The sequence below is a fragment of the Streptomyces sp. NPDC048211 genome (genome assembly GCF_043202315.1).
Classification (GTDB): domain Bacteria; phylum Actinomycetota; class Actinomycetes; order Streptomycetales; family Streptomycetaceae; genus Streptomyces.
This window is the reverse complement of sequence record NZ_JBIDAD010000001.1, coordinates 182,145-202,279: the sequence shown is the minus strand read 5'-3', so window position 1 is coordinate 202,279 and position 20,135 is coordinate 182,145. Positions and strand designations below refer to the sequence as shown.

Sequence of the window (20,135 nt, the reverse complement as noted above, 5' to 3'; positions counted from 1 at the left end):
ATATCCCTACTGCGCCCCCACCCACGAGCCCCATGGCGTCGGGAGGCCGGGCCCGGCAGGCTGGACGCATGACCACGAGCCCCCAGGTACCCGACCACGACGGGCCGCCCCCTGTCCGCTCCGCCTTCGACCGGTGGACGTGGAAGGAGATCGCGCATCTCCTCGCCAATCTCCCGATGGCCGTTGCCGGATTCGTCTACACCGTGCTGATGGTCTCCATCGGTGTGGGGCTCGCGGTCACGGTGATCGGTCTGCCGTTGCTGGCGCTGGGGCTCAAGGGGGCCCGGCTGCTGGGGCGGGCCGAGCGGGGCCGGGCGCGGGGGCTGCTCGGGCTGCGGATCGACGAGCCGAGCCCGATGACCGGGGTCCGCCGGGAGGAGGGGTTCTTCGCCTGGCTGTGGTCGAGTCTGAAGGACCCGGTCGGCTGGCGCGCGGTGCTGTACTGCTTCATACGGCTGCCCTGGGGCGTGGTCACGTTCGCGGTGACGCTCGTGAGTCTCTTCGTCCTGTGGCCGGTGCTCCCCTATATGGCGCGGCTGATGACCAACGCCGACCGCGGCATGGTCCGCGGGCTGCTGTCGCCCTCCGACGAGCTGGAGCGCCGGATCGCCGAGCTGGAGTCGGACCGCGGGGTGGTCGTCGACACGGCCGCCGCAGACCTGCGCCGCATCGAACGGGATCTGCACGACGGCGCCCAGGCCCGGCTCGTCGCCCTCGCCATGGGTCTGGGGCTGGCCAAGGAGAAGCTGACCGACGACCCGGAGGCCGCCGCCAGAATGGTCGACGAGGCGCACGGTGAGGTGAAGGTCGCCCTCCAGGAACTCCGCGACCTGGCCCGCGGCATCCACCCCGCCGTCCTCACCGACCGGGGCCTGGACGCCGCACTCTCCGCCATCGCCTCCCGCTGCACCGTCCCCGTCACGGTCCGGGTGGATCTGCCGGGGCGGCCGGCGCAGGCCATCGAGGGCATCGCCTACTTCACCGTGTCCGAGCTGCTGCAGAACGTCAGCAAGCACAGCGGGGCGCGTGCGGCGTCCGTCGACGTGTGGCGCTCGGCGGACCGGCTGCTGATCCAGGTCACCGACGACGGCCGGGGCGGGGCCTCGATGGACGGCGGTACGGGGATGGCGGGGCTCGCCGAGCGGCTCGGGGCCGTCGACGGACTGTTCGTCCTCGATTCCCCGGACGGCGGCCCGACGACCGTCACCGCGGAGCTGCCCTGGCGCGACCGGGAGAGCGAGAAGACCGCGGCGGGCGCCCGAACGGCCTGACCCCGACGGCCGGCGGGACAGGGACCGGGACCGGGACCGGAGGCGGAGGCGGAGGCGGAGGCGGAGGCGGAGGTGCGGTGCGGTGGGGTGGGGAAAACCCCCGGCCCAACAGGGATACGGCCCTCATGGTGCGCAGGCGCCCGGCCCAGCACTCTTGAAGCAGACACCCCGGACCCGCCGGCCCGGTGGCCGCAGACCCGCGGGCCCGGTGGCCAGTGGCCGGACGCCCGTGGGCCCGATGGAACAGACGCAGCAGACCGAGCAGGCGAAGCAGAAGCCGATGCAGCAGAAGCCGAAGCGGAAGAAACGGACGGAACCCATGGCCACGGCATACGGACCGGACACACGGACCCCCCAGCGGTCGGGTAGCGGTCCGGAGGGCCGCCTCGGGGCGAAGCACGTCCTGCCGCCCGCGCTGCGCGCCCCGGTCGAGGCCAGGACCTGGCGCGAGTTCGGCTACCTGATGCTGAGCCTGCCGATCAGCATCGTGCTGTTCGTCTTCGCGATCACCATGACCTCGGTGGGTACCGGACTGCTGATCACCTTCCTGGGCATCCCGGTCCTGGCCGCCGGCCTGGCCGCGTGCCGCGGCTTCGGCGCGCTGGAGCGGGCCCGGGCGCGAGGCCTGCTGAAGCTGGACGTGGCCGATCCCGCACCGGTGCGGGGCCGGACCGGCGGTCTGATGTCCTGGGTCGGGGCGGTCCTCAAGAGCGGGGTGTCCTGGCGGCACCTGCTCTACGCGCTGCTGCACTTCCCGTGGGCGGTCTTCGCCTTCAGCGTCTCGCTGTCCCTGTGGGCGTGGGGCTGGGCGGCCCTCACGTACCCGTTGTGGCACTGGGTCTTCCCCACCTACACAGGGGTCGAGGGAGTGCAGCTGTACGGGGACGCCACCCACCAGGTCTACCTGGACTCGTCCGTCGAACTCGCCCTGACCAGTGCCTTCGGGCTCGTCCTCGTCCTCGTCACGGCGTGGATCATCCGCGGTCTGGCCGCGGTGGACCGGCTGATGGTGGCCGGGCTGCTGGGCCCGTCGCGCCTGGCGACGCGTGTCACGGAGCTGGAGTCGGACCGCGGGGTGGTCGTCGACACGGCCGCCGCAGACCTGCGCCGCATCGAACGGGATCTGCACGACGGCGCCCAGGCCCGGCTCGTCGCCCTCGCCATGGACCTGGGGCTGGCCAAGGAAAAGCTGACCGACGACCCGGAGGCCGCCGCCAGAATGGTCGACGAGGCGCACGGTGAGGTGAAGGTCGCCCTCCAGGAACTCCGCGACCTGGCCCGCGGCATCCACCCCGCCGTCCTCACCGACCGGGGCCTGGACGCCGCACTCTCCGCCATCGCCTCCCGCTGCACCGTCCCCGTCACGGTCGAGGTGGACCTGTCCTCCCGCCCCGCGCAGGCCATCGAGGGCATCGCCTACTTCACCGTCTCGGAGCTGCTGCAGAACGTCAGCAAGCACGCCCGTGCCACCCGCGCCTCGGTCGACGTGTGGCGGACGGCGGACCGGCTGATGCTCCAGGTCACCGACAACGGCCGCGGCGGCGCCGACCTGGCAGCGGGCAGCGGTCTGGCCGGGCTGACCGAGCGGCTGGACGCGGTGGACGGGATCCTCGTCGTCGAGTCCCCCGCGGGCGGTCCGACGAAGGTCACGGCCGAGCTGCCGTGGCGTGGCTGACCTCTCCCGTGCCCGGTCGCCGGGCGGACCGTACACCGGTCCGCCCGGCGACCGGCCGTTTCGGTCCGTCCCGCGGCCGGCCCGCCACGACGCAACTCGGCGAAGGCTCGCGGCGTCACTGCCGGTACTGGGATGCTGGACGGCATACGGGCGGGACAGCGGACGAGTGAACGAGCGAACAGTGGGGGATTCAGCGTCGTGGTGGAGGACAGGGTGCGCGTAGTCATCGCCGAGGATTCGGTACTGCTCCGGGAAGGACTCACCCGGTTGCTGACCGATCTCGGGCATGACGTCGTCGCGGGGGTCGGCGACGCGGAAGCGCTGATCAAGACGGTGGGCGACCTCGCCGGGCAGGACGCGCTGCCCGATGTGGTGGTCGCCGATGTGCGGATGCCGCCGACACACACCGACGAGGGCGTACGGGCCGCGGTGCGGCTGCGCAAGGAGTATCCCGGGATCGGGGTGCTGGTCCTTTCGCAGTACGTCGAGGAGCAGTACGCCACCGAGCTGCTGGCCGGGTCCAGCCGGGGCGTGGGATATCTGCTCAAGGACCGGGTCGCCGAGGTCCGCGAGTTCGTCGACGCGGTGGTCCGGGTGGCCCAGGGCGGCACCGCGCTGGACCCCGAGGTGGTGGCGCAGCTGCTGGGCCGCAGCCGGAAGCAGGACGTGCTGGCCGGGCTGACGCCGCGTGAGCGCGAGGTGCTCGGCCTGATGGCGGAGGGGCGGACGAACTCGGCGGTGGCCAGGCAGCTCGTGGTGAGCGACGGCGCGGTGGAGAAGCACGTCAGCAACATCTTCCTGAAGCTGGGGCTGTCTCCCAGCGACGGCGACCACCGGCGTGTCCTGGCCGTCCTGACCTATCTGAACTCCTGACCGGCGCGAATCCCTGACCGGCCAGAGCCCCTGACCGGCCCGGACTCCCGACCTGTCCGAACTCCCGACCTGTCAGACGCTCCTGACCTACCTGAACCTCCGACCTACCTGAACCCCTGATGCCGCACGCCATTATCTGACACCCTGTCAGATAATGGCCGCCCGGGCTGCTCCCTGGGCCGGACGAGACGTCCTCGTCCGGCCCGGGGAGGGGTGCGGGCGGGCGTGAACGAGCGGAACCGACGGTTCACCCCCGAATGTCTCCAGCGAGGGTCCGCCGGGGATCCGGGCGGCTGGTGAATCATGACGGAACAGCACCGAAAAGCGTCTCAAAAGGCCGTCCATCATGTGATCGGCCCCAGGTAGGCGACCCTTACAGACGTAGGGTGGGGCTGGGGACCGCCGGCGGGCCGGATGGTTCCGAGCCACCGCGCCGAGGGAGGTCCAGTAAGTGACCAGCCAGGTCAGTAGCCCAGCCGAACAGGCCGACGAGGCCAGTGAGGCACTCGTAGGGGGACAGCGTGCCCCCCAGTCCGCAACAGCAGGCACCGGCGAGAAAGAGATCCGCCGCCTGGACCGGGTGATCATCCGCTTCGCGGGTGACTCCGGAGACGGCATGCAGCTCACGGGTGACCGGTTCACCTCGGAGACCGCGTCCTTCGGGAACGACCTCTCGACGCTGCCGAACTTCCCCGCCGAGATCCGCGCCCCCGCAGGAACCCTGCCGGGCGTGTCCTCGTTCCAGCTCCACTTCGCCGACCACGACATCCTGACGCCCGGCGACGCGCCGAACGTTTTGGTGGCGATGAATCCGGCCGCGCTCAAGGCCAACATCGCCGATGTGCCGCGCGGCGCCGACATCATCGTCAACACCGACGAGTTCACCAAACGGCCGATGGCGAAGGTGGGTTACGAGACCAGCCCGCTGGAGGACGGCTCGCTGGAGGCGTACAACCTCCATCCGGTGCCGCTGACCACGCTCACCATCGAGGCGCTGAAGGAGTTCGGGCTCTCCCGCAAGGAGGCCGAGCGCTCCAAGAACATGTTCGCGCTCGGGCTGCTCTCCTGGATGTACCACCGGCCGACCGAGGGCACGGAGACGTTCCTGCGGGCCAAGTTCGCCAAGAAGCCGCAGATCGCCGAGGCGAACGTGGCGGCGTTCCGGGCCGGCTGGAACTTCGGGGAGACCACCGAGGACTTCGCGGTCAGCTACGAGGTGGCCCCGGCGACGCACGCCTTCCCCACCGGCACCTACCGCAACATCTCGGGGAACCTCGCCCTGTCCTACGGCCTGATCGCCGCGGGCCGGCAGGCGGATCTGCCGCTGTATCTGGGCTCGTACCCGATCACCCCGGCCTCCGACATCCTGCACGAACTGTCCCGGCACAAGAACTTCGGCGTACGCACCTTCCAGGCCGAGGACGAGATCGCCGGGATCGGTGCCGCGCTCGGCGCGGCGTTCGGCGGCAGCCTGGCGGTCACGACCACCTCCGGCCCCGGTGTGGCGCTCAAGTCCGAGACGATCGGCCTGGCCGTCTCCCTCGAACTCCCGCTCCTCATCATCGACATCCAGCGCGGCGGCCCCTCCACCGGGCTCCCGACCAAGACCGAGCAGGCCGACCTGCTCCAGGCGATGTACGGGCGCAACGGCGAGGCCCCGGTCCCGATCGTGGCCCCCAGGACCCCGGCGGACTGCTTCGACGCCGCGCTCGACGCCGCCCGGATCGCCCTGACCTACCGCACCCCGGTGTTCCTGCTCTCCGACGGCTACCTGGCCAACGGCTCCGAGCCCTGGCGCATCCCCGACGTCGGGGAACTCCCGGATCTGCGCGTCCAGTTCGCCGGCGGTCCGAACCACGAACTGGCCGACGGCACCGAGGTCTTCTGGCCGTACAAGCGCGACCCGCAGACCCTGGCCCGCCCCTGGGCCGTCCCGGGCACGCCCGGTCTCGAACACCGCATCGGCGGCATCGAGAAGCAGGACGGCACCGGCAACATCTCCTACGACCCCGCCAACCACGACTTCATGGTCCGCACCCGCCAGGCCAAGATCGACGGCATCGAGGTCCCGGACCTGGAGGTCGACGACCCGGCGGAGGCGAAGACCCTGGTGCTCGGCTGGGGATCGACGTACGGCCCCATCACGGCCGCCGTCCGCCGGCTGCGCGCCGGCGGGCAGACGATCGCGCAGGCCCATCTGCGCCACCTCAACCCGTTCCCGCGGAATCTCGGCGAGGTACTGAAGCGTTACGACAAGGTGGTCGTCCCCGAGATGAACCTCGGGCAGCTGGCCACGCTCATCCGGGCCAAGTATCTGGTGGACGCGCACAGTTACAACCAGGTCAACGGCATGCCGTTCAAGGCCGAGCAGCTTGCGACGGCCCTCCAGGAGGCCATCGATGCCTGAGACCAACGAACTCCTCCAGCTGGTGCCGAAGACCGAGGCCAAGCAGTCCATGAAGGACTTCAAGTCCGACCAGGAAGTGCGCTGGTGCCCCGGCTGCGGTGACTACGCGGTCCTCGCCGCCGTGCAGGGCTTCATGCCCGAGCTCGGACTGGCGAAGGAGAACATCGTCTTCGTCTCCGGTATCGGCTGCTCCTCCCGCTTCCCGTACTACATGAACACCTACGGGATGCACTCGATCCACGGCCGCGCCCCGGCCATCGCCACCGGACTCGCCTCCTCCCGGCGGGACCTGAGCGTCTGGGTGGTCACCGGTGACGGCGACGCGCTGTCCATCGGCGGCAACCACCTCATCCACGCGCTGCGCCGCAATGTGAACCTGAAGATCCTGCTGTTCAACAACCGGATCTACGGCCTCACCAAGGGGCAGTACTCCCCCACCTCCGAGGTCGGCAAGATCACCAAGTCGACACCGATGGGCTCGCTCGACGCACCCTTCAACCCGGTGTCCCTCGCCATCGGCGCAGAGGCCTCGTTCGTCGCCCGTACCGTCGACTCCGACCGCAAGCACCTCACGAGCGTGCTGCGCGCGGCGGCCGACCACCCCGGTACGGCACTGGTGGAGATCTACCAGAACTGCAACATCTTCAACGACGGCGCGTTCGAGGTCCTGAAGGACAAGGACCGGGCCCAGGAGGCGGTGATCCGCCTGGAGCACGGCCGGCCGGTCCTGTTCGGCACGGACGACTCCAAGGGCGTCGTACGGGACTCCCTGACGGGCGATCTGAAGGTGGTCGCGGTCACCGAGGAGAACCGGTCGCAGATCCTCGTCCACGACGCGCACGCGGCGTCGCCGACGACCGCCTTCGCGCTCAGCAGGCTGGCCGACCCGGACACGCTGCACCACACCCCGATCGGGGTGCTGCGCGACGTGGAACGGCCGGTCTACGACACCCTCATGGCCGACCAGCTCGACACCGCCGTCGAGCAGCAGGGCAAGGGCGACCTCGGCGCGCTGCTCGCGGGCAACGACAACTGGACGGTCATCGGCTAGGGGCCTTCGTTGACGAGAGGCTCGGGGAGCCCCTCGTACAGGAACGGCCGGTGCGGCCCCGGGGACCTGTCTCCGGGGCCGCACCGCGTCGCCGAACGGGCAGTCTTCCGGAGTGTCCGGTGATGCCGGACCGCGCACCGGCCCACCGCCGCGCACCATGTGGCCATGGCTCTGGACCGTCCGGCGTACCGCGTCAAACGACATCTGCTCGGCCCACCGCTGACCACCGAGCACATCAGTGACGAGAAGCTGAGCAACCGGACGGCGCTCGGGGTGCTCGCATCCGACTGCATCAGCTCGTCCGCGTACGGCTCCGAGGAGATGCTCCGGGTCCTCGTGCCCGTCGTGGGCGCCGCCGCGTTCACGCTCCTCATGCCGGTGACCTTCGCGATCCTCCTGGTCCTGGTGCTTCTGACGCTCTGTTACAGCGATGTGGTGACGATCTACACGCGGGCCGGCGGGTCGTACGTCGTCGCCCGGGAGAACTTCGGGCCGAACGTCGCGCAGATCGCCGCCGTGGCGCTGCTGGTCGACTACATCGTCACCGTCGCCGTGCAGGTCTCCGCCGGCACGAACGCGCTCATCTCGCTCGCCCATCTGGCCGGGGGCGGCTTCACCGGCCTGGACCACCTCCAGCTGCCGGTCTCGGTCGCCGTGATCCTGATCCTCGCGTACGGGAACCTGCGCGGGGTCCGCGAGGCGGGGCGCCTCTTCGCGTTGCCCGCCTACCTCTTCATGGCCGCCGTCGGCCTGATCCTGATCGCCGCCGCGCTGCGCGGGCTGACCGGCGGACTGCCGCACGCCGATCTGCACGCCGCCGGGGTCGTGCCGCTCGGCACCCCGCAGGACGGGTGGCTCTACGGCGCCTCGCTCTTCATCGTGCTGCGCGCGTTCGCCAACGGCGGCTCGTCGCTCACCGGGCTGGAGGCGATCTCCAACGGCATCTCCGCGTTCCGCGAGCCCCAGGGCCGCAACGCCCGCCTCACCCTCATCACCATGAGCGTGATCCTCGGCATCCTCGTGCTCGGCGTCTCCACGCTGGCGCACTACACCCATGCCGTCCCGTACACCGACGGCACACCGACCGTCATCGCGCAGGAGGCCCATCTCGCCTTCGGCGACGGGGTGCTCGGCACGGCCGGGCTGGTCTTCGTGCAGCTGGCGACCGCGCTGGTCCTCTACACCGGGGCCAACACCCCTTTCACCGGCTTTCCCTACCTGGCCAGTTTCGTCGCCGAGGACCGGTTCCTGCCGCGGGTGCTGACCCGGCGAGGGCACCGCCTCGCGTTCTCCAACGGCATCATCGCGCTGACCGTCGTCTCACTGGCGCTGCTGCTGGCGACCGGGGCGAGCGTGGACAAGCTGGTGGCGCTGTACGCGATCGGCGTGTTCACCGCGTTCACCATGGCGGGGGCCGGACTCACCGTCCACCACCTGCGGCGCCGGGAGCGGTACCGCAGGGGGAAGATCGCGCTCAACGGCCTTGCCGCGGCGACCTCGGCCGCCGTCGTGCTGATCTTCGCCGTCACCAAATTCACCGAGGGCGCCTGGCTGGTCGTGGTGATCTTCCCGATCGGGGTGTGGGCGCTGACGCGGATCAACCGCGAGTACCGGCGCGAGGCCGCCGTGCTCCAGGGCATCCAGGCCCCGGGCGCGGACCGGGCCGACTTTCGGCACCATCTGGTCATGGTCCTCGTCGAGACGCTCGACCTGGCGACGCTGAAGGCCCTGCGCTACGCCCATGAGCTGCGCCCCGACGAGATCCGGGCGGTGCACTTCGCGATCGACGAGGCGTACGCCGGGCGGCTGGCCGCCCGCTGGGAGGCGACGGCCGCCACCTCGGTGGCGCTGGCTCTGGTGAACTGCCCGGACCGGCGTCTGCGCCATGCGATGAAGGAGCTCGCGCACCGCACCACCGAGGACGGGGACACCTGGCTGACGGTCCTGGTGCCCCGGCGTACGTACAGCAATCCGCTCGGCAAGATGCTGCACCGGGGCACGGGCGAGAAGATGGCGAAGACGCTGGCGCAACTGCCGCACGTCGTGGTGACCATCCTGCCCTACGACGTCTCGCGGGAGCTGCGGGCGCTGGAGGAGCGGCGCCGGCACCGGACGGTCTGACGTCCGGAGGGCCGCACCGGCTGCCCGGGCCGTGACCGCTCAGCCGGTGCGGCCGTCCTTCTGCGCGTCGTAGGCCGTGCGGGCCGCGTCCACCGCGTCCAGGCTCCGCTCCGACCAGCGGGCCAGGGCCCACACCTGCTCGGCGGCCTCCCGGCCCAGCTCGGTGAGGGTGTAGTCGACCCGGGGCGGGATGACCGGCTTCGCGTCCCGGTCCACGAATCCGTCCCGCTCCAGGGTCCGGAGCGTCTGCGTCAGCATCTTCTCGCTGACGCCGCCGACCTCGCGGCGCAGCTCACTGAAGCGGTACGAGCGCTCCAGCAGGGCAGCGAGCACGAGGACGCCCCAGCGGCTGGTGACGTGTTCGAGCACCAGCCGGGACGGGCACATCGGCTCCCGTACAGCGGCCGGTCGCTCCAGGTTGCTTACGCTCATGCCAGTACCTTACCTCAAAGTGGGTACTTTCCTTTAGTTAGCGCCACCCCTAAGGTGAGTACCAGAACGCACGAACAGAAGCATGAGCATCTAAAGAGGAGAAACACCCCATGAGCATCGTCGTCACCGGAGCCACCGGAGAGCTCGGCCGCCTCGTCATGGAGCAGCTGCTGACCACCGTCCCCGCCGACGGCATCGCCGCCGTCGTCCGCGACAAGGACAAGGCCGCCGGCCTCGCCGCCCGCGGCGTCGAGCTTCGGATCGCCGACTACAACCACCCCGAGACGCTGGCCGGGGCCTTCCGGGCCGGTGACCGGGTGCTGCTCATCTCCGGCAGCGAGGTCGGCAGCCGCGTCGCCCAGCACACCGCGATCATCGACGCGGCGAAGGCGGCGGGCGTGGCGCAGCTCGCGTACACCGGCATCCTGGGCGGCCCCGACGCGGACGTCCAGCTGGCGGCCGAGCACAAGGTGACCGAGCAGCTGATCCTCGACTCCGGCCTGCCGTACACCTTCCTGCGCAACGGCTGGTACACGGAGAACTACACCGCGAACCTGGCCCCCGTGCTGGCCCACGGGGCCGTCGTGGCCAACGCGGGCGAGGGCCGGATCGCCTCCGCCTCCCGCGCCGACTACGCGGCCGCGGCCGTGGCCGTGCTGACCGGCGAGGGCCACCTCGGCCGGGCCTACGAGCTGAGCGGGGACGTGGCCTGGTCGCTCGCGGACTACGCCGCCGAGATCGCCAGGGCCTCCGGCAAGGAGATCGTCTACAAGGACGTCCCGGCCTCCGCCCACCAGGAGATCCTGGTCGGCGCCGGTGTGCCCGAGGCCTTCGCGGCGATCCTCACCGACGTGGACGAGGGCATCCGGCGCGGACTGCTGGCCGGCACCAGCGGCGACCTGACCCGCCTGATCGGCCGGCCGACGACTCCCCTCGCCGAGACGGTCGCCGCGGCGGTCGCCGCCCAGTAATCAATCACCGGGGCGCACACCACGCCCGGACCCGGGCACACCACGCACCCCCGGCACGCACCCGTGCGCCCGGGCCCCGCGTCCGAGTCCGGGCGCACCACCCGCCCCCGCAGGCACTCGGACACACAGCCCGCCCGGGTCCGGGTCCCGGTGTCATGACCGTCTGGCGATACGGCAATGACACCGGGCCCGGTCGGCGCTACCTTCGTCAGGTTGACGGAGTCGTCGACCGACACCTGCCAGGAGGGGCCCGTGAAGGGAAAGAACGAAGAGCGGGCGGGACTCCTGTCCGGCATCGCGGCCTACGGCCTGTGGGGCGTCGTTCCGCTCTTCTGGCCCCTGCTGAAGCCGTCCGGTGCGGTCGAGATCCTCGCCCACCGCATGGTCTGGTCCCTCGGCGTCGTCGGCATCGCCCTGCTCGCCCTGCGCCGCTGGTCCTGGATCGGCGAACTGGTCCGGCAGCCGAAGAAGCTGGGGCTGATCACCGTCGCCGCGGCTGTGATCACCGTCAACTGGGGGCTGTACATCTGGTCCGTGAACAACGGACACGTCGTCGAGGCCTCCCTCGGCTACTTCATCAACCCGCTGGTCACCATCGCCATGGGTGTCCTGCTCCTCGGTGAGCGGCTGCGCCCGGCGCAGTGGGTGGCGGTCGGCACCGGCGTCGCCGCGGTGCTCGTGCTGGCGATCGGCTACGGGCAGCCGCCGTGGATCTCGCTGGTCCTGGCCTTCTCGTTCGCGACGTACGGCTTGGTGAAGAAGAAGGTCAACATGGGCGGCCTGGAGTCGCTCACCGCCGAGACCGCCGTGCTGTTCGTGCCCGCGTTCGGCTATCTGGTGTGGCTGGGCACGCAGGGCGAGTCGACCTTCACCTCCGAGGGCGCCGGCCATGCGGCGCTGCTCGCGGCGACCGGCCTGGTGACGGCGATCCCGCTGATCCTGTTCGGGGCGGCGGCGATCCGCGTACCGCTCTCCACCCTCGGCCTGCTGCAGTACCTGGCGCCGGTCTTCCAGTTCGTCCTCGGAATCGTGTACTTCCACGAGGCGATGCCCCCGGAGCGGTGGGCCGGCTTCGGGCTGGTCTGGCTCGCCCTCACGCTGCTGACCTGGGACGCGTTGCGGACGTCGCGGCGCACCAGGGCGCAGGCGCAGGCGGCACGACTGGCCGCGGCGAAGAAGGCCGCCCCGGTGACGACGGAGACTCCGACCCCCACCCAGATCATTACCTAGTTGCTTTTTTAACTCGGTTGCGTTTCCCTTGGGATCCACGGACGCAACCGAGGAGCACGCATGCCCACATCCCCGACCACGGTGCTGATCGTCGGCTCCGGGCCGACCGGACTGACCCTGGCCATCGATCTCGCCCGGCGGGCCGTCGATGTGACGATCATCGACAAGGCCCCGCAGTTCCCGCGCAGTTCCCGGGCCAAGGGCCCCAACGCGCGCTCGCTGGAGGTCCTGGAGGACCTCGGCGTCGTCGAGGAGGTGCTGGCCGCCGGCTCCGCGCCGCTGCCGATGCGCAAGTACCGGGGCGGGGTGGCGATCGCCGACGCCGCCCCCTTCGCGGACGTGCACCCGACACCGGACTCCCCGTACGCCCGGCCCCGGACGGTGGCGCAGTGGCGGCTGGAGGAGATCCTGAGGGACCGGCTCGCGACGTACGGCGTACGGGTCGGACTCGGCCGCGAACTCGTGGGACTGGCACAGGACGACACGTCCGTGACCGCCGCGCTCGCCGACGGCGGGGAGATCGGGGCGCGGTACGTCGTCGGCTGCGACGGCGGCCACAGCGCGGTGCGCAAACTGCTCGGCATCCCGTTCGAGGGAAAGACGGACGAGACGCAGATGATGGTCTGCGGCGACGTCGAGGCCGAGGGGCCGGACCGCGGATTCTGGCACCAGTGGTTCGACGAGGACGGCGCCGTGATGCTCTGCCCGATTCCCGGCACCCGGTCGGGCTGGTGGTTCCAGGCCGGCCCGGAGACCGACGGGTCCGGCGCCCCCGTACCCCCGTCGCTGGAAAGCTTCCAGCGACTGTTCGCCAAGCACACCGGCCTGCCGGGCACCCTGCTGTCGCAGGCGGAGCTGCTCTCCACCTACCGGGTCAACGAGCGCATGGCGGACCGTTACCGCGTGGGCCGGGTGTTCCTCGCGGGTGACGCCGCGCACGTGCACTCGATCGCGGGCGGGCTGGGCATGAACACCGGCATCCAGGACGCGTACAACCTCGGCTGGAAGCTCGCCCGGGTCGCTTCCGGGCAGGCGGACCCCGCCCTGCTCGACACGTACGAGGAGGAGCGGCTGCCCGTCGCGGCCGGCGTCCTGGACCTCAGCGCGGAGCGGCTGCGGGCCACCATGGAGGCGATCAAGAAGCCCGGCGGCGGCCTGGACACGGCGGTCACGCCGCAGACCCGCAACCCCGGGGACGGCTACCCCTGGAGCTCGCTGGCCCGCCTCGGCGCCACGGCCCTGCTGCGCGCGGGCGACCGCGCCCCGGACGCACCCTGCCGCGACCTGGCCGGCGGCGCCCCCCGCCGGCTGTTCGAGGCCTTCACCGGGCCGCACTTCACCCTCCTGGGCTTCGGCGCGGGCACGGCACCCGCGCTGCGGGAGGCATCGGCCGCGTACGCGGGCGAACTGCGCGCGTACGGGGTGGACGTGGACGACGCGCACGGCCTGGCCGATGACGGCGGCCACGCCCGCTCGGCGTACGGCATCGCGCCGGACGAGGACCTCCTGGTCCTCGTCCGGCCGGACAACCACGTCGGACTGATCGCCCCGCCCGGCGAACTGCGGGCGATCGGGGAGTACCTGAGTGCTGCGGCATTGGAGCGAGCTTGAGCGCGTCACCGTGGGTAATCCATCCTTGACGCACAGTTTATATTTTCCTCACACTTATGACCCGACCCCTGCGCACCTCCGGGACGTCACGCACGCTCCTGCGCACCGCGACCACCACCGCCGCTCTGTCCGCCCTGACGCTCCTCGCCTGCGGGATCGCTCCCACCGCGGGCGCGGACGACACGGTGCAGACCGTCCACCCGTCGGGCCTCGGCCCGGCGGGCCCCTGGTTCCGGCTCCAGGAAACGACCCCCGACCGGGACCCCGGCATCCACGAGGTCTCCCCGAAGCCCGACCCGGTCCACCTCAACGGCAGCCTGCACCTGGCCATCGGCCCGGGCGAACAGGCCCAGGCCGCCCACTACTTCAACGCGACGTGGACGCCCAAGCCCCTGCAGCCGCTGCTGGACGCGGGCATCTCGTACTGGGCGTACACCTCCAGCGAGGGCTCCAGCGCCACCGACATCGGCGCCAACCTGCAACTCCCCGCCTCCTGCGGCGGGTTCACCACCCTGTCGTTCGAGCCCGGCGACAACACCGATGAGCAGGGCGCGGCACTGAAGCCGGACACCTGGCAGAAGTACCGGTTCACCGGGGACTCCGTGATGCGGACCTCGAACGCCGTGGTGGGCATTCCGGCGGGCGGAAACGCCCCGCTGTCGCACTTCATCGCGGAGTGCGAGGGGGCGTACGGGGTGATCGCCAACATCGGGCGGCTCGGCGACGCGGCGAACGGACGGCTGAACACGTACGTCGACAACATCACGGCCGACGGCACCATCTGGGACTTCGCCGTCACCGGCAAGGCGACGGCCGCGCTCACCGTGCCCGAGGAGATCCGGGCAGGGGACGGCCCCCGCCCGGCCGACGCCTCCTACTCCGACCCGGCGGACGGCCCGCAGTACCCGGGCATCGGGACCCGTCTGACCCTCAAGGGGCCGGCGGGTCTCCACGCGGACCAGCTCACCGTCATGTCCGAAGGCGCCGAAGTCCCCCTCACCCAGGGGACGGACGGGACGCTCATCGGCGAGCTGCGGACGAACCTCCGGGCGGGCGGCACGCTGGAGCCGGGCGGAAAGGCGGGCGCCGCGTTCACCCTCGCCGCCGCCGAGGGCGCGCCCACCGGCCCGCTCGACGTGACGACCGAACTGACCGTCACCATCGCCGGTGTCGACGGGCCGCAGCGCACCGGCGTCAGCGCGACGGACCGCACCCTGATCACGGCCGAGGACGTGGAGCCCAGCCCCTCGCCCAGCCCTACCCGGACCCATCACCCCAAGCCGACCCCGCCGGGCGGCGACCACGGCAACGGCGGCGGTCACGGCAACGGCCACTGGGGCGGCGGCCACGGCAACGGGAGCGGCGGCCACGGCAACGGCCCGATGCCCAACGGCCCGGTCGACGCGGGCGACGGCTCCACCGCCCTGACCGGCACCGGCTCCACCGGCCTCTCCGGTACGGGCCTGGCGGCCGCCGGGGCGGCCGGGCTGCTGGCAGTGGCGGGCGCCGCTCTCGGCGGGCTCCGCACGGTCCGGCGCCGGCGCGGTTGAGCGCCCGCACCCAGCGGGAACGGCCCTCATGGCGGCCGTTCCCGCGCCTGATCGCGGCGGCCGGGCTCGTCCCGGCCGCCGCGGCGGCACTCGTCCTGCTCCTGGGCTCCCCCCTGACCGAGCCCCGCACCCCCGACGCACCCCGGTCCGGCGCCGCCGCGTCGCCCGCGAAGCCCACGGCCGCCGCCCGCCCCGTCCGCGTCGACATCCCCGGACTCGGAGTCAGCGCGCCCCTGGTGGACCTGACTCTGGACAGCCGGGGCAAGCTCGGCGTACCCGACCCGGCGGAGCGCAACCTGGCGGGCTGGTACCGGGACGGGGTGACCCCGGGATCCCCGGGCACCGCGATCGTGGTCGCCCACGTCGACACCCCGACCGGACCGGCCGCCTTCGCCGGACTCGACACGCTGCGCCCCGGCGCGACGGTCGGCGTGCGCCGGGCGGACCGGACGGTCGCGGCCTTCCGTGTCTACGCCGTCGAGGAGTTCGAGAAGAGCGACTTCCCCAGCACCCGCGTCTACGGCCCGTCCGAGGACGCCCAGCTCCGCCTCCTCACCTGCGGCGGCGCCTACGACCCGGCCGCGGGCGGCTATCAGTCGAATGTGGTGGCCTTCGCACGCCTGGTCTCGGTCCATCCCCCGGAATCCACCGTTCCGGGCGAGAATGTCCCCCATGACTCTTGACTGGAAAGTCGTCATCGACGCCGCCGACCCGCACGCCCAGGCAGGCTTCTGGTCGGCGGCCCTCGGCTACGAGATCGAGGACAACAGCCCCCTGGTCGAACGCCTCCTGGGCCTCGGAGCCGTACCGGAGGCGATCACGACGACCGCGCACGGACGGCGGGCCTGGCTGGACCTGGCCGCAGTGCGGCACCCGGACGACCCCCACGAGGCGGAGAGCGGGACGGGACTGGGGCGGCGGCTGCTGTTCCAGCGCGTACCGGAGCCCAAGACCGTGAAGAACCGGCTCCACCTCGACCTGCACGCCGGACCGGAGCGCCGCGAGGCGGAAGTGGCCCGGCTAGAGGGGCTGGGCGCGAAGGTGCTCCGCGAGGTGGCGGAGCCGGGCGGAACGTGGACGGTGCTCAGTGACCCGGAGGGCAACGAGTTCTGCGTGCAGTGACCTGGGTCCGCCCCTGACGACCTCGCGCACGAGGGGCGCCGCCGCAGGTCAGCGGCTTGCTCCACGGCGTCGCCCGAGTCATTGGCCTGCGCGGACCCGGCGACGGCCGCTGGCGCGGGAGGTCCTCAGTCCCGGGCCCGGCGCGCGTCCACCGACGGCCGCGCGTCACCGCCGTCCGCGCCCAGGCCCGCGAGCAGGCGCAGTCCGTCCTCGGCGGGACTGCCGGGGGCCGCGGACAGCACCAGCAGTTCCATGCCCGACTCGTCCGGCAGCGCGAAGTTCTCCTGGTGCAGTTCCAGCAGTCCGACCAGCGGGTGCCGGTACGCCTTGCGCCCATGGGTGCGGGCGCGCACGTCCGCGCGGGCCCAGAGGCGGCGGAAGCGCTCGCTGCCCATCGCCAGCTCGCCGATGAGGGAGGCCAGGCGGGGGTCCTCGGGATACCTGCCGGCAGCCAGACGCAGATGCCCGACCGCGTCGAGGGTGCAGCTCTCCCAGTCCGCGTAGAGGCCGCGCTCGGTCTCCTCCAGGAAGAGGTGCCGGGCGGTGTTCAGACCCGGCACCGGCCGGCCGTAGAGGAGCCCGGCGAGGCGGTTCCCGGCCAGCACGTCCAAGCGGTGGTCCATGATCAGCGCGGGAGCGTCGACGACCAGGTCGAGGACGCGCAGCACCTCCGGCCGCACCCGCCCGCCCGGCACCTTCACGCGGCGGCGGCGCTGCCGGGCGAGCCGGTGGAGGTGCTCCCGTTCGGTCCCGTCGAGGCCGAGCACCCGGGCGAGCGCGTCGAGGACCTGCTCGGAGGGCTGGGTCGCCCGGCCCTGTTCCAGGCGTACGTAGTAGTCGACGCTGACTCCGGACAGGTGGGCGACCTCTTCGCGGCGCAGCCCTTCGACGCGGCGGCGGCTGTCGGTGGGGATGCCGACGGCCGACGGGTCGACCCGGGAACGCCGGGTCCGCAGAAAGCCCGCGAGATCGTCCATTCCTCCAGTATCGCCTCGGTGCCGCCCGGGAAGGTGGCCCTGCCGGTACCAGGAAGTCCGGTCCTACGGAAGCGGCGCCCCTGAACACCGGACGCCCGGACGTCTTGAATCGGAGGCACCGACACCCGATCCGAAGGACATCCCATGAAGACGCTGATCGTCCACGCCCACCCGGAGCCGAAGTCGCTCAACGGCTCGCTCAAGGACCTCGCGGTGTCCACCCTGGAGGCCGCCGGGCACGAGGTACGGGTGAGCGATCTGTACGCCATGAACTGGAAGGCGGCCGTGGACGCCTCGGACTACGGCCCCGACGCCTCCAGCCCCCTGAGGGTCGCCCGGGACTCGGGCCGGGCCTTCGACGCCGGGACGCTCACGGCGGACGTGCGCGCCGAGCAGGAGAAGCTGCTCTGGGCCGACACGGTCATCTTCCAGTTCCCGCTGTGGTGGTACTCGATGCCCGCGATCCTCAAGGGCTGGGTGGACCGCGTGTTCAGTTTCCACTTCGCGTACGGCGTCGGTGAGCACAGCGACTCCAAGTACGGCGAACGCTTCGGCGAGGGCACGCTCGCCGGCCGCAGGGCCCTGCTGTCGGTGACGGTCGGCGGCCAGGAGTCGCACTACGCCGCTCGCGGGATCAACGGTCCCATCGACGACCTGCTGTTCCCGATCCAGCACGGCATCCTCTACTACCCGGGCATCGAGGTGCTGCCGCCGTTCGTGCTCTACGGCACCGACCGGATGACCGGAGAGGACTTCCCGGACGCCGCCAAGGCCTGGGAGCAGCGCCTGCTCACGCTGGAGTCGACCGAACCGATCGCGTTCCGGCGGCAGAACTTCGGTGACTACGAGATCCCCTCGCTTCACCTGAAGGAGGGCCTGGAGCCGGCGGGCCGCGCGGGCTTCGGCCTGCACGTGCGCGGCTGACCTCGTGCGCCGGCGCTCCCGCCGGACGGTGCGCACGCGGAAACCTGTCGCTCTCCGCCGAAGGCGCACGGGCCACCCGCCTGCCCGGGCCCGGCGCCGGTCCCGGCGCGGCCGACGCCTCCGCCCGGGGCACTGCCGGCGAGCTCGTCCTCATGCTCCACGACCGCATCCTCCTCGACTCCGTGGAGCTCGACGGCGACCGGCGCGTCTGGACCGGCTCAGCGCCCGGGACCCGGACGAGCAGGACCTGTCCTTAGTCTTGGCCCATGCCCTTCCCGCCCGCGTACTCCCTCGTCGCCACGGACCTGGACGGCACTCTGCTGCGCCAGGACGACACCGTGAGCCCCCGTTCCCGCGCCGCGCTCCGTCTGGCCGCGTCGGCCGGGGCCCGGCACCTGGTGGTGACCGGGCGGCCCGTACCGGGCGTGCGGGAGCTGCTGGCGGGGCTGGGGTACGAAGGGCTCGCCGTCTGCGGGCAGGGGACGCAGTTGTACGACGCCGGGGCGCGGCGCACCGTCCGGGCGGTCACGCTCGACCGTGAGGCGGCGGACGCGGCACTCGGGAAGATCGAGGCCCAGGTGGGGACCGTCTTCGCCGCCGTCGATCAGGACGGGGCCGACGGGCGCACGCTGATCGAGCCGGGGTACCGGATGCCGCACGCCTCCCTGCCCGCACAGCGCACCCGGCACCGGGGCGAGCTGTGGGCGGCGCCGGTCGTCAAGGTCCTCATCCGCCACCCCGAGCTGGGCGACGCCGCGCTCGCCGCCGCGGCACGGGCGGTCGTCGGGGATCTGGCCACCGTGACGCACTCCGGGCCCGGGACGGTCGAGCTCCAGCCGTACGGGGTCGACAAGGGCGCCGGGATCGCGCTGGCCGCCGAGGAGCTGGGCGTGGACCTCGCCGCCACGATCGCCTTCGGCGACATGCCCAACGACCTGCCGATGTTCCATCGCTGCGGGTACGGGGTGGCCATGGCCAACGCCCATCCGGAGCTGCGCGCGGCGGCCGACGAGGTGACCCTGTCCAACGAGGACGACGGGATAGCGGTCGTCCTTGAGCGGGTCTTCGGGGGCTGACCCTCCGCCGCGTAAGGCCCGGCCGCGCGGTGGGGTACCGGCCGCCCGTCAGGCCTCCGGCGCCAGCCGCGCCCCCACCGACCGGAGCACGTGCCCGACCAGGGCCGTCACCGTCTGCGCGTCCTGCATCGGCTTGCGCAGGACGTGGCGGTAGTAGACCGGGCCGTACAGCATCTCCACCGCGAGGCGCAGGTCCGCGCCCGGCGGGATCTGGCCCTGCTCCTGTGCTCCGCGCATCCGGCCGACCGCCGCCTCGAAGCGCGGGTCGATCAGTTGTGTGCGGACCGTTTCGGCCAACTCCTCGTCGTGGTGGAGCTCGGAGAGTATGCCGGCGTACGCGGGGCCGAAGGGCGGCTCGGCCAGGAACTTCACCGCGCCCGCCACGTGCGCGCGCAGGTCCTCGGCGATGTCGCCGGTGTCGGCGAACGGCGTGGCGATGGTCAGCGCCTCCGTGAACGCCTCCAGCAGCACCGCGCTCTTCGACGGCCACCAGCGGTAGATCGTCTTCTTGCTGACACCGGCCCGGGCCGCGATGGCCTCGACCGTGACGCGGCCGTACCCCTTCTCCGTGCAGAGATCGAGGGCGGCCTCCAGCGTCGCCCTGCGGGAGCTCTCGCTCCGGCGCAGCGAACTCGGCGATGTGATCATTCGGTGAGCATAGGTCTGTTTGCGCCAATCCTTGTTGACAGTCCGTCGCCAGAAGTCGAACAATGCTCAGGCGGGAAACGGAACGTACCGTGTCGGCTCGTTCCTTACCTTTCGCACCGTTCGTGCCGTTCGTGCCGCGACGAGCCGATCGGGGGACGGCTCGCCGGCCGACGGTACGGCCATCGGAGCCGCTCCC

17 protein-coding genes are annotated in these 20,135 nt (G+C 71.8%); 14 read left to right on the top strand and 3 right to left on the bottom strand.

The annotated features are described in order from the left end of the window. The first annotated feature begins 68 nt into the window (after nucleotides 1–68). The 6 genes from ACGFZA_RS00900 to ACGFZA_RS00875 all read left to right on the top strand — a co-directional run bounded on the left by ACGFZA_RS00900 (nucleotide 69) and on the right by ACGFZA_RS00875 (nucleotide 9,398). A complete protein-coding gene (locus tag ACGFZA_RS00900; protein ID WP_393676302.1) occupies nucleotides 69–1,271 on the top strand; it encodes a sensor histidine kinase in 1,203 nt (400 codons plus the stop codon). A gap of 319 nt (nucleotides 1,272–1,590) precedes the next feature. Further along, nucleotides 1,591–2,946, top strand: coding sequence for a sensor histidine kinase (locus ACGFZA_RS00895; protein ID WP_393677580.1), 1,356 nt, complete (start codon nucleotides 1,591–1,593; stop codon nucleotides 2,944–2,946). A gap of 213 nt (nucleotides 2,947–3,159) precedes the next feature. Then, nucleotides 3,160–3,819: a response regulator transcription factor gene (locus tag ACGFZA_RS00890; protein ID WP_148022109.1), complete on the top strand. Its 660-nt coding sequence runs from the start codon at nucleotides 3,160–3,162 to the stop codon at nucleotides 3,817–3,819. A 451-nt stretch (nucleotides 3,820–4,270) separates the two neighbouring features. After that, nucleotides 4,271–6,226, top strand: a complete 1,956-nt coding sequence (locus ACGFZA_RS00885; RefSeq protein WP_385274840.1) for a 2-oxoacid:acceptor oxidoreductase subunit alpha — start codon at nucleotides 4,271–4,273, stop codon at nucleotides 6,224–6,226. Then, a complete protein-coding gene (locus ACGFZA_RS00880; protein WP_385274843.1) occupies nucleotides 6,219–7,277 on the top strand; it encodes a 2-oxoacid:ferredoxin oxidoreductase subunit beta in 1,059 nt (352 codons plus the stop codon). Before ACGFZA_RS00885 ends, ACGFZA_RS00880 begins: the two co-directional genes overlap by 8 nt. Before the next feature lie 165 nt (nucleotides 7,278–7,442). Next, a complete protein-coding gene (locus tag ACGFZA_RS00875; protein ID WP_393676299.1) occupies nucleotides 7,443–9,398 on the top strand; it encodes an APC family permease in 1,956 nt (651 codons plus the stop codon). Nucleotides 9,399–9,437: 39 nt separating this feature from the next. On the opposite strand, the gene ACGFZA_RS00870 is transcribed toward ACGFZA_RS00875, so the two are convergent. Next, complete coding sequence (locus ACGFZA_RS00870) at nucleotides 9,438–9,830, bottom strand: winged helix-turn-helix transcriptional regulator (protein WP_393676297.1); 393 nt, start codon at nucleotides 9,828–9,830, stop codon at nucleotides 9,438–9,440. A gap of 110 nt (nucleotides 9,831–9,940) precedes the next feature. On the opposite strand from ACGFZA_RS00870, the gene ACGFZA_RS00865 reads away from it, so the two are divergent. From ACGFZA_RS00865 to ACGFZA_RS00840, 6 genes are all read left to right on the top strand, one after another. Then, nucleotides 9,941–10,801 carry an SDR family oxidoreductase gene (locus tag ACGFZA_RS00865; protein ID WP_393676295.1) on the top strand — a complete coding sequence of 287 codons (861 nt, stop codon included), beginning with the start codon at nucleotides 9,941–9,943 and terminating at the stop codon, nucleotides 10,799–10,801. Between the two features lie 252 nt (nucleotides 10,802–11,053). Next, complete coding sequence (gene rarD / locus ACGFZA_RS00860) at nucleotides 11,054–12,031, top strand: EamA family transporter RarD (protein ID WP_385274855.1); 978 nt, start codon at nucleotides 11,054–11,056, stop codon at nucleotides 12,029–12,031. Between the two features lie 60 nt (nucleotides 12,032–12,091). Further along, nucleotides 12,092–13,642 carry an FAD-dependent monooxygenase gene (locus ACGFZA_RS00855; protein ID WP_393676293.1) on the top strand — a complete coding sequence of 517 codons (1,551 nt, stop codon included), beginning with the start codon at nucleotides 12,092–12,094 and terminating at the stop codon, nucleotides 13,640–13,642. Between the two features lie 56 nt (nucleotides 13,643–13,698). Further along, entirely contained in the window at nucleotides 13,699–15,192 is a 1,494-nt protein-coding gene (locus ACGFZA_RS00850; RefSeq protein WP_393676291.1) for a hypothetical protein, read from the top strand. After that, nucleotides 15,189–15,875 (top strand): class F sortase, encoded by a 687-nt coding sequence (locus ACGFZA_RS00845; RefSeq protein WP_393676289.1) that lies wholly within the window; start codon nucleotides 15,189–15,191, stop codon nucleotides 15,873–15,875. The genes ACGFZA_RS00850 and ACGFZA_RS00845 overlap by 4 nt, the downstream gene beginning before the upstream one ends. After that, a complete protein-coding gene (locus tag ACGFZA_RS00840; protein WP_385274867.1) occupies nucleotides 15,856–16,314 on the top strand; it encodes a VOC family protein in 459 nt (152 codons plus the stop codon). The genes ACGFZA_RS00845 and ACGFZA_RS00840 overlap by 20 nt, the downstream gene beginning before the upstream one ends. A 125-nt stretch (nucleotides 16,315–16,439) precedes the next feature. Here the strand turns inward: ACGFZA_RS00840 and ACGFZA_RS00835 are convergent, their stop codons facing one another. Continuing rightward, on the bottom strand, nucleotides 16,440–17,291 hold the full coding sequence (locus ACGFZA_RS00835; RefSeq protein ID WP_393676287.1) for a helix-turn-helix transcriptional regulator: 852 nt from the start codon (nucleotides 17,289–17,291) through the stop codon (nucleotides 16,440–16,442). A gap of 144 nt (nucleotides 17,292–17,435) precedes the next feature. On the opposite strand from ACGFZA_RS00835, the gene ACGFZA_RS00830 reads away from it, so the two are divergent. After that, nucleotides 17,436–18,215, top strand: coding sequence for an NAD(P)H-dependent oxidoreductase (locus ACGFZA_RS00830; RefSeq protein ID WP_393676285.1), 780 nt, complete (start codon nucleotides 17,436–17,438; stop codon nucleotides 18,213–18,215). Between the two features lie 266 nt (nucleotides 18,216–18,481). Continuing rightward, entirely contained in the window at nucleotides 18,482–19,291 is an 810-nt protein-coding gene (locus ACGFZA_RS00825) for an HAD family hydrolase (RefSeq protein WP_393676283.1), read from the top strand. A 48-nt stretch (nucleotides 19,292–19,339) separates the two neighbouring features. On the opposite strand, the gene ACGFZA_RS00820 is transcribed toward ACGFZA_RS00825, so the two are convergent. Beyond that, nucleotides 19,340–19,939: a TetR/AcrR family transcriptional regulator gene (locus ACGFZA_RS00820; RefSeq protein WP_385274880.1), complete on the bottom strand. Its 600-nt coding sequence runs from the start codon at nucleotides 19,937–19,939 to the stop codon at nucleotides 19,340–19,342. Nucleotides 19,940–20,135 lie beyond the last annotated feature (196 nt).

Excerpts from the sequence above, each read along its gene's own strand:
- ACGFZA_RS00880 (WP_385274843.1), top strand. The coding sequence starts at position 6,219 with ATGCCTGAGACCAACGAACTCCTCCAGCTGGTGCCGAAGACCGAGGCC.
- ACGFZA_RS00900 (WP_393676302.1), top strand. The coding sequence starts at position 69 with ATGACCACGAGCCCCCAGGTACCCGACCACGACGGGCCGCCCCCTGTC.
- ACGFZA_RS00850 (WP_393676291.1), top strand. The coding sequence starts at position 13,699 with ATGACCCGACCCCTGCGCACCTCCGGGACGTCACGCACGCTCCTGCGC.
- ACGFZA_RS00870 (WP_393676297.1), bottom strand. The coding sequence starts at position 9,830 with ATGAGCGTAAGCAACCTGGAGCGACCGGCCGCTGTACGGGAGCCGATG.
- ACGFZA_RS00875 (WP_393676299.1), top strand. The coding sequence starts at position 7,443 with ATGGCTCTGGACCGTCCGGCGTACCGCGTCAAACGACATCTGCTCGGC.
- ACGFZA_RS00835 (WP_393676287.1), bottom strand. The coding sequence starts at position 17,291 with ATGGACGATCTCGCGGGCTTTCTGCGGACCCGGCGTTCCCGGGTCGAC.
- ACGFZA_RS00830 (WP_393676285.1), top strand. The coding sequence starts at position 17,436 with ATGAAGACGCTGATCGTCCACGCCCACCCGGAGCCGAAGTCGCTCAAC.
- ACGFZA_RS00895 (WP_393677580.1), top strand. The coding sequence starts at position 1,591 with ATGGCCACGGCATACGGACCGGACACACGGACCCCCCAGCGGTCGGGT.
- ACGFZA_RS00820 (WP_385274880.1), bottom strand. The coding sequence starts at position 19,939 with ATGATCACATCGCCGAGTTCGCTGCGCCGGAGCGAGAGCTCCCGCAGG.
- ACGFZA_RS00865 (WP_393676295.1), top strand. The coding sequence starts at position 9,941 with ATGAGCATCGTCGTCACCGGAGCCACCGGAGAGCTCGGCCGCCTCGTC.
- ACGFZA_RS00840 (WP_385274867.1), top strand. The coding sequence starts at position 15,856 with ATGTCCCCCATGACTCTTGACTGGAAAGTCGTCATCGACGCCGCCGAC.
- ACGFZA_RS00825 (WP_393676283.1), top strand. The coding sequence starts at position 18,482 with ATGCCCTTCCCGCCCGCGTACTCCCTCGTCGCCACGGACCTGGACGGC.
- ACGFZA_RS00855 (WP_393676293.1), top strand. The coding sequence starts at position 12,092 with ATGCCCACATCCCCGACCACGGTGCTGATCGTCGGCTCCGGGCCGACC.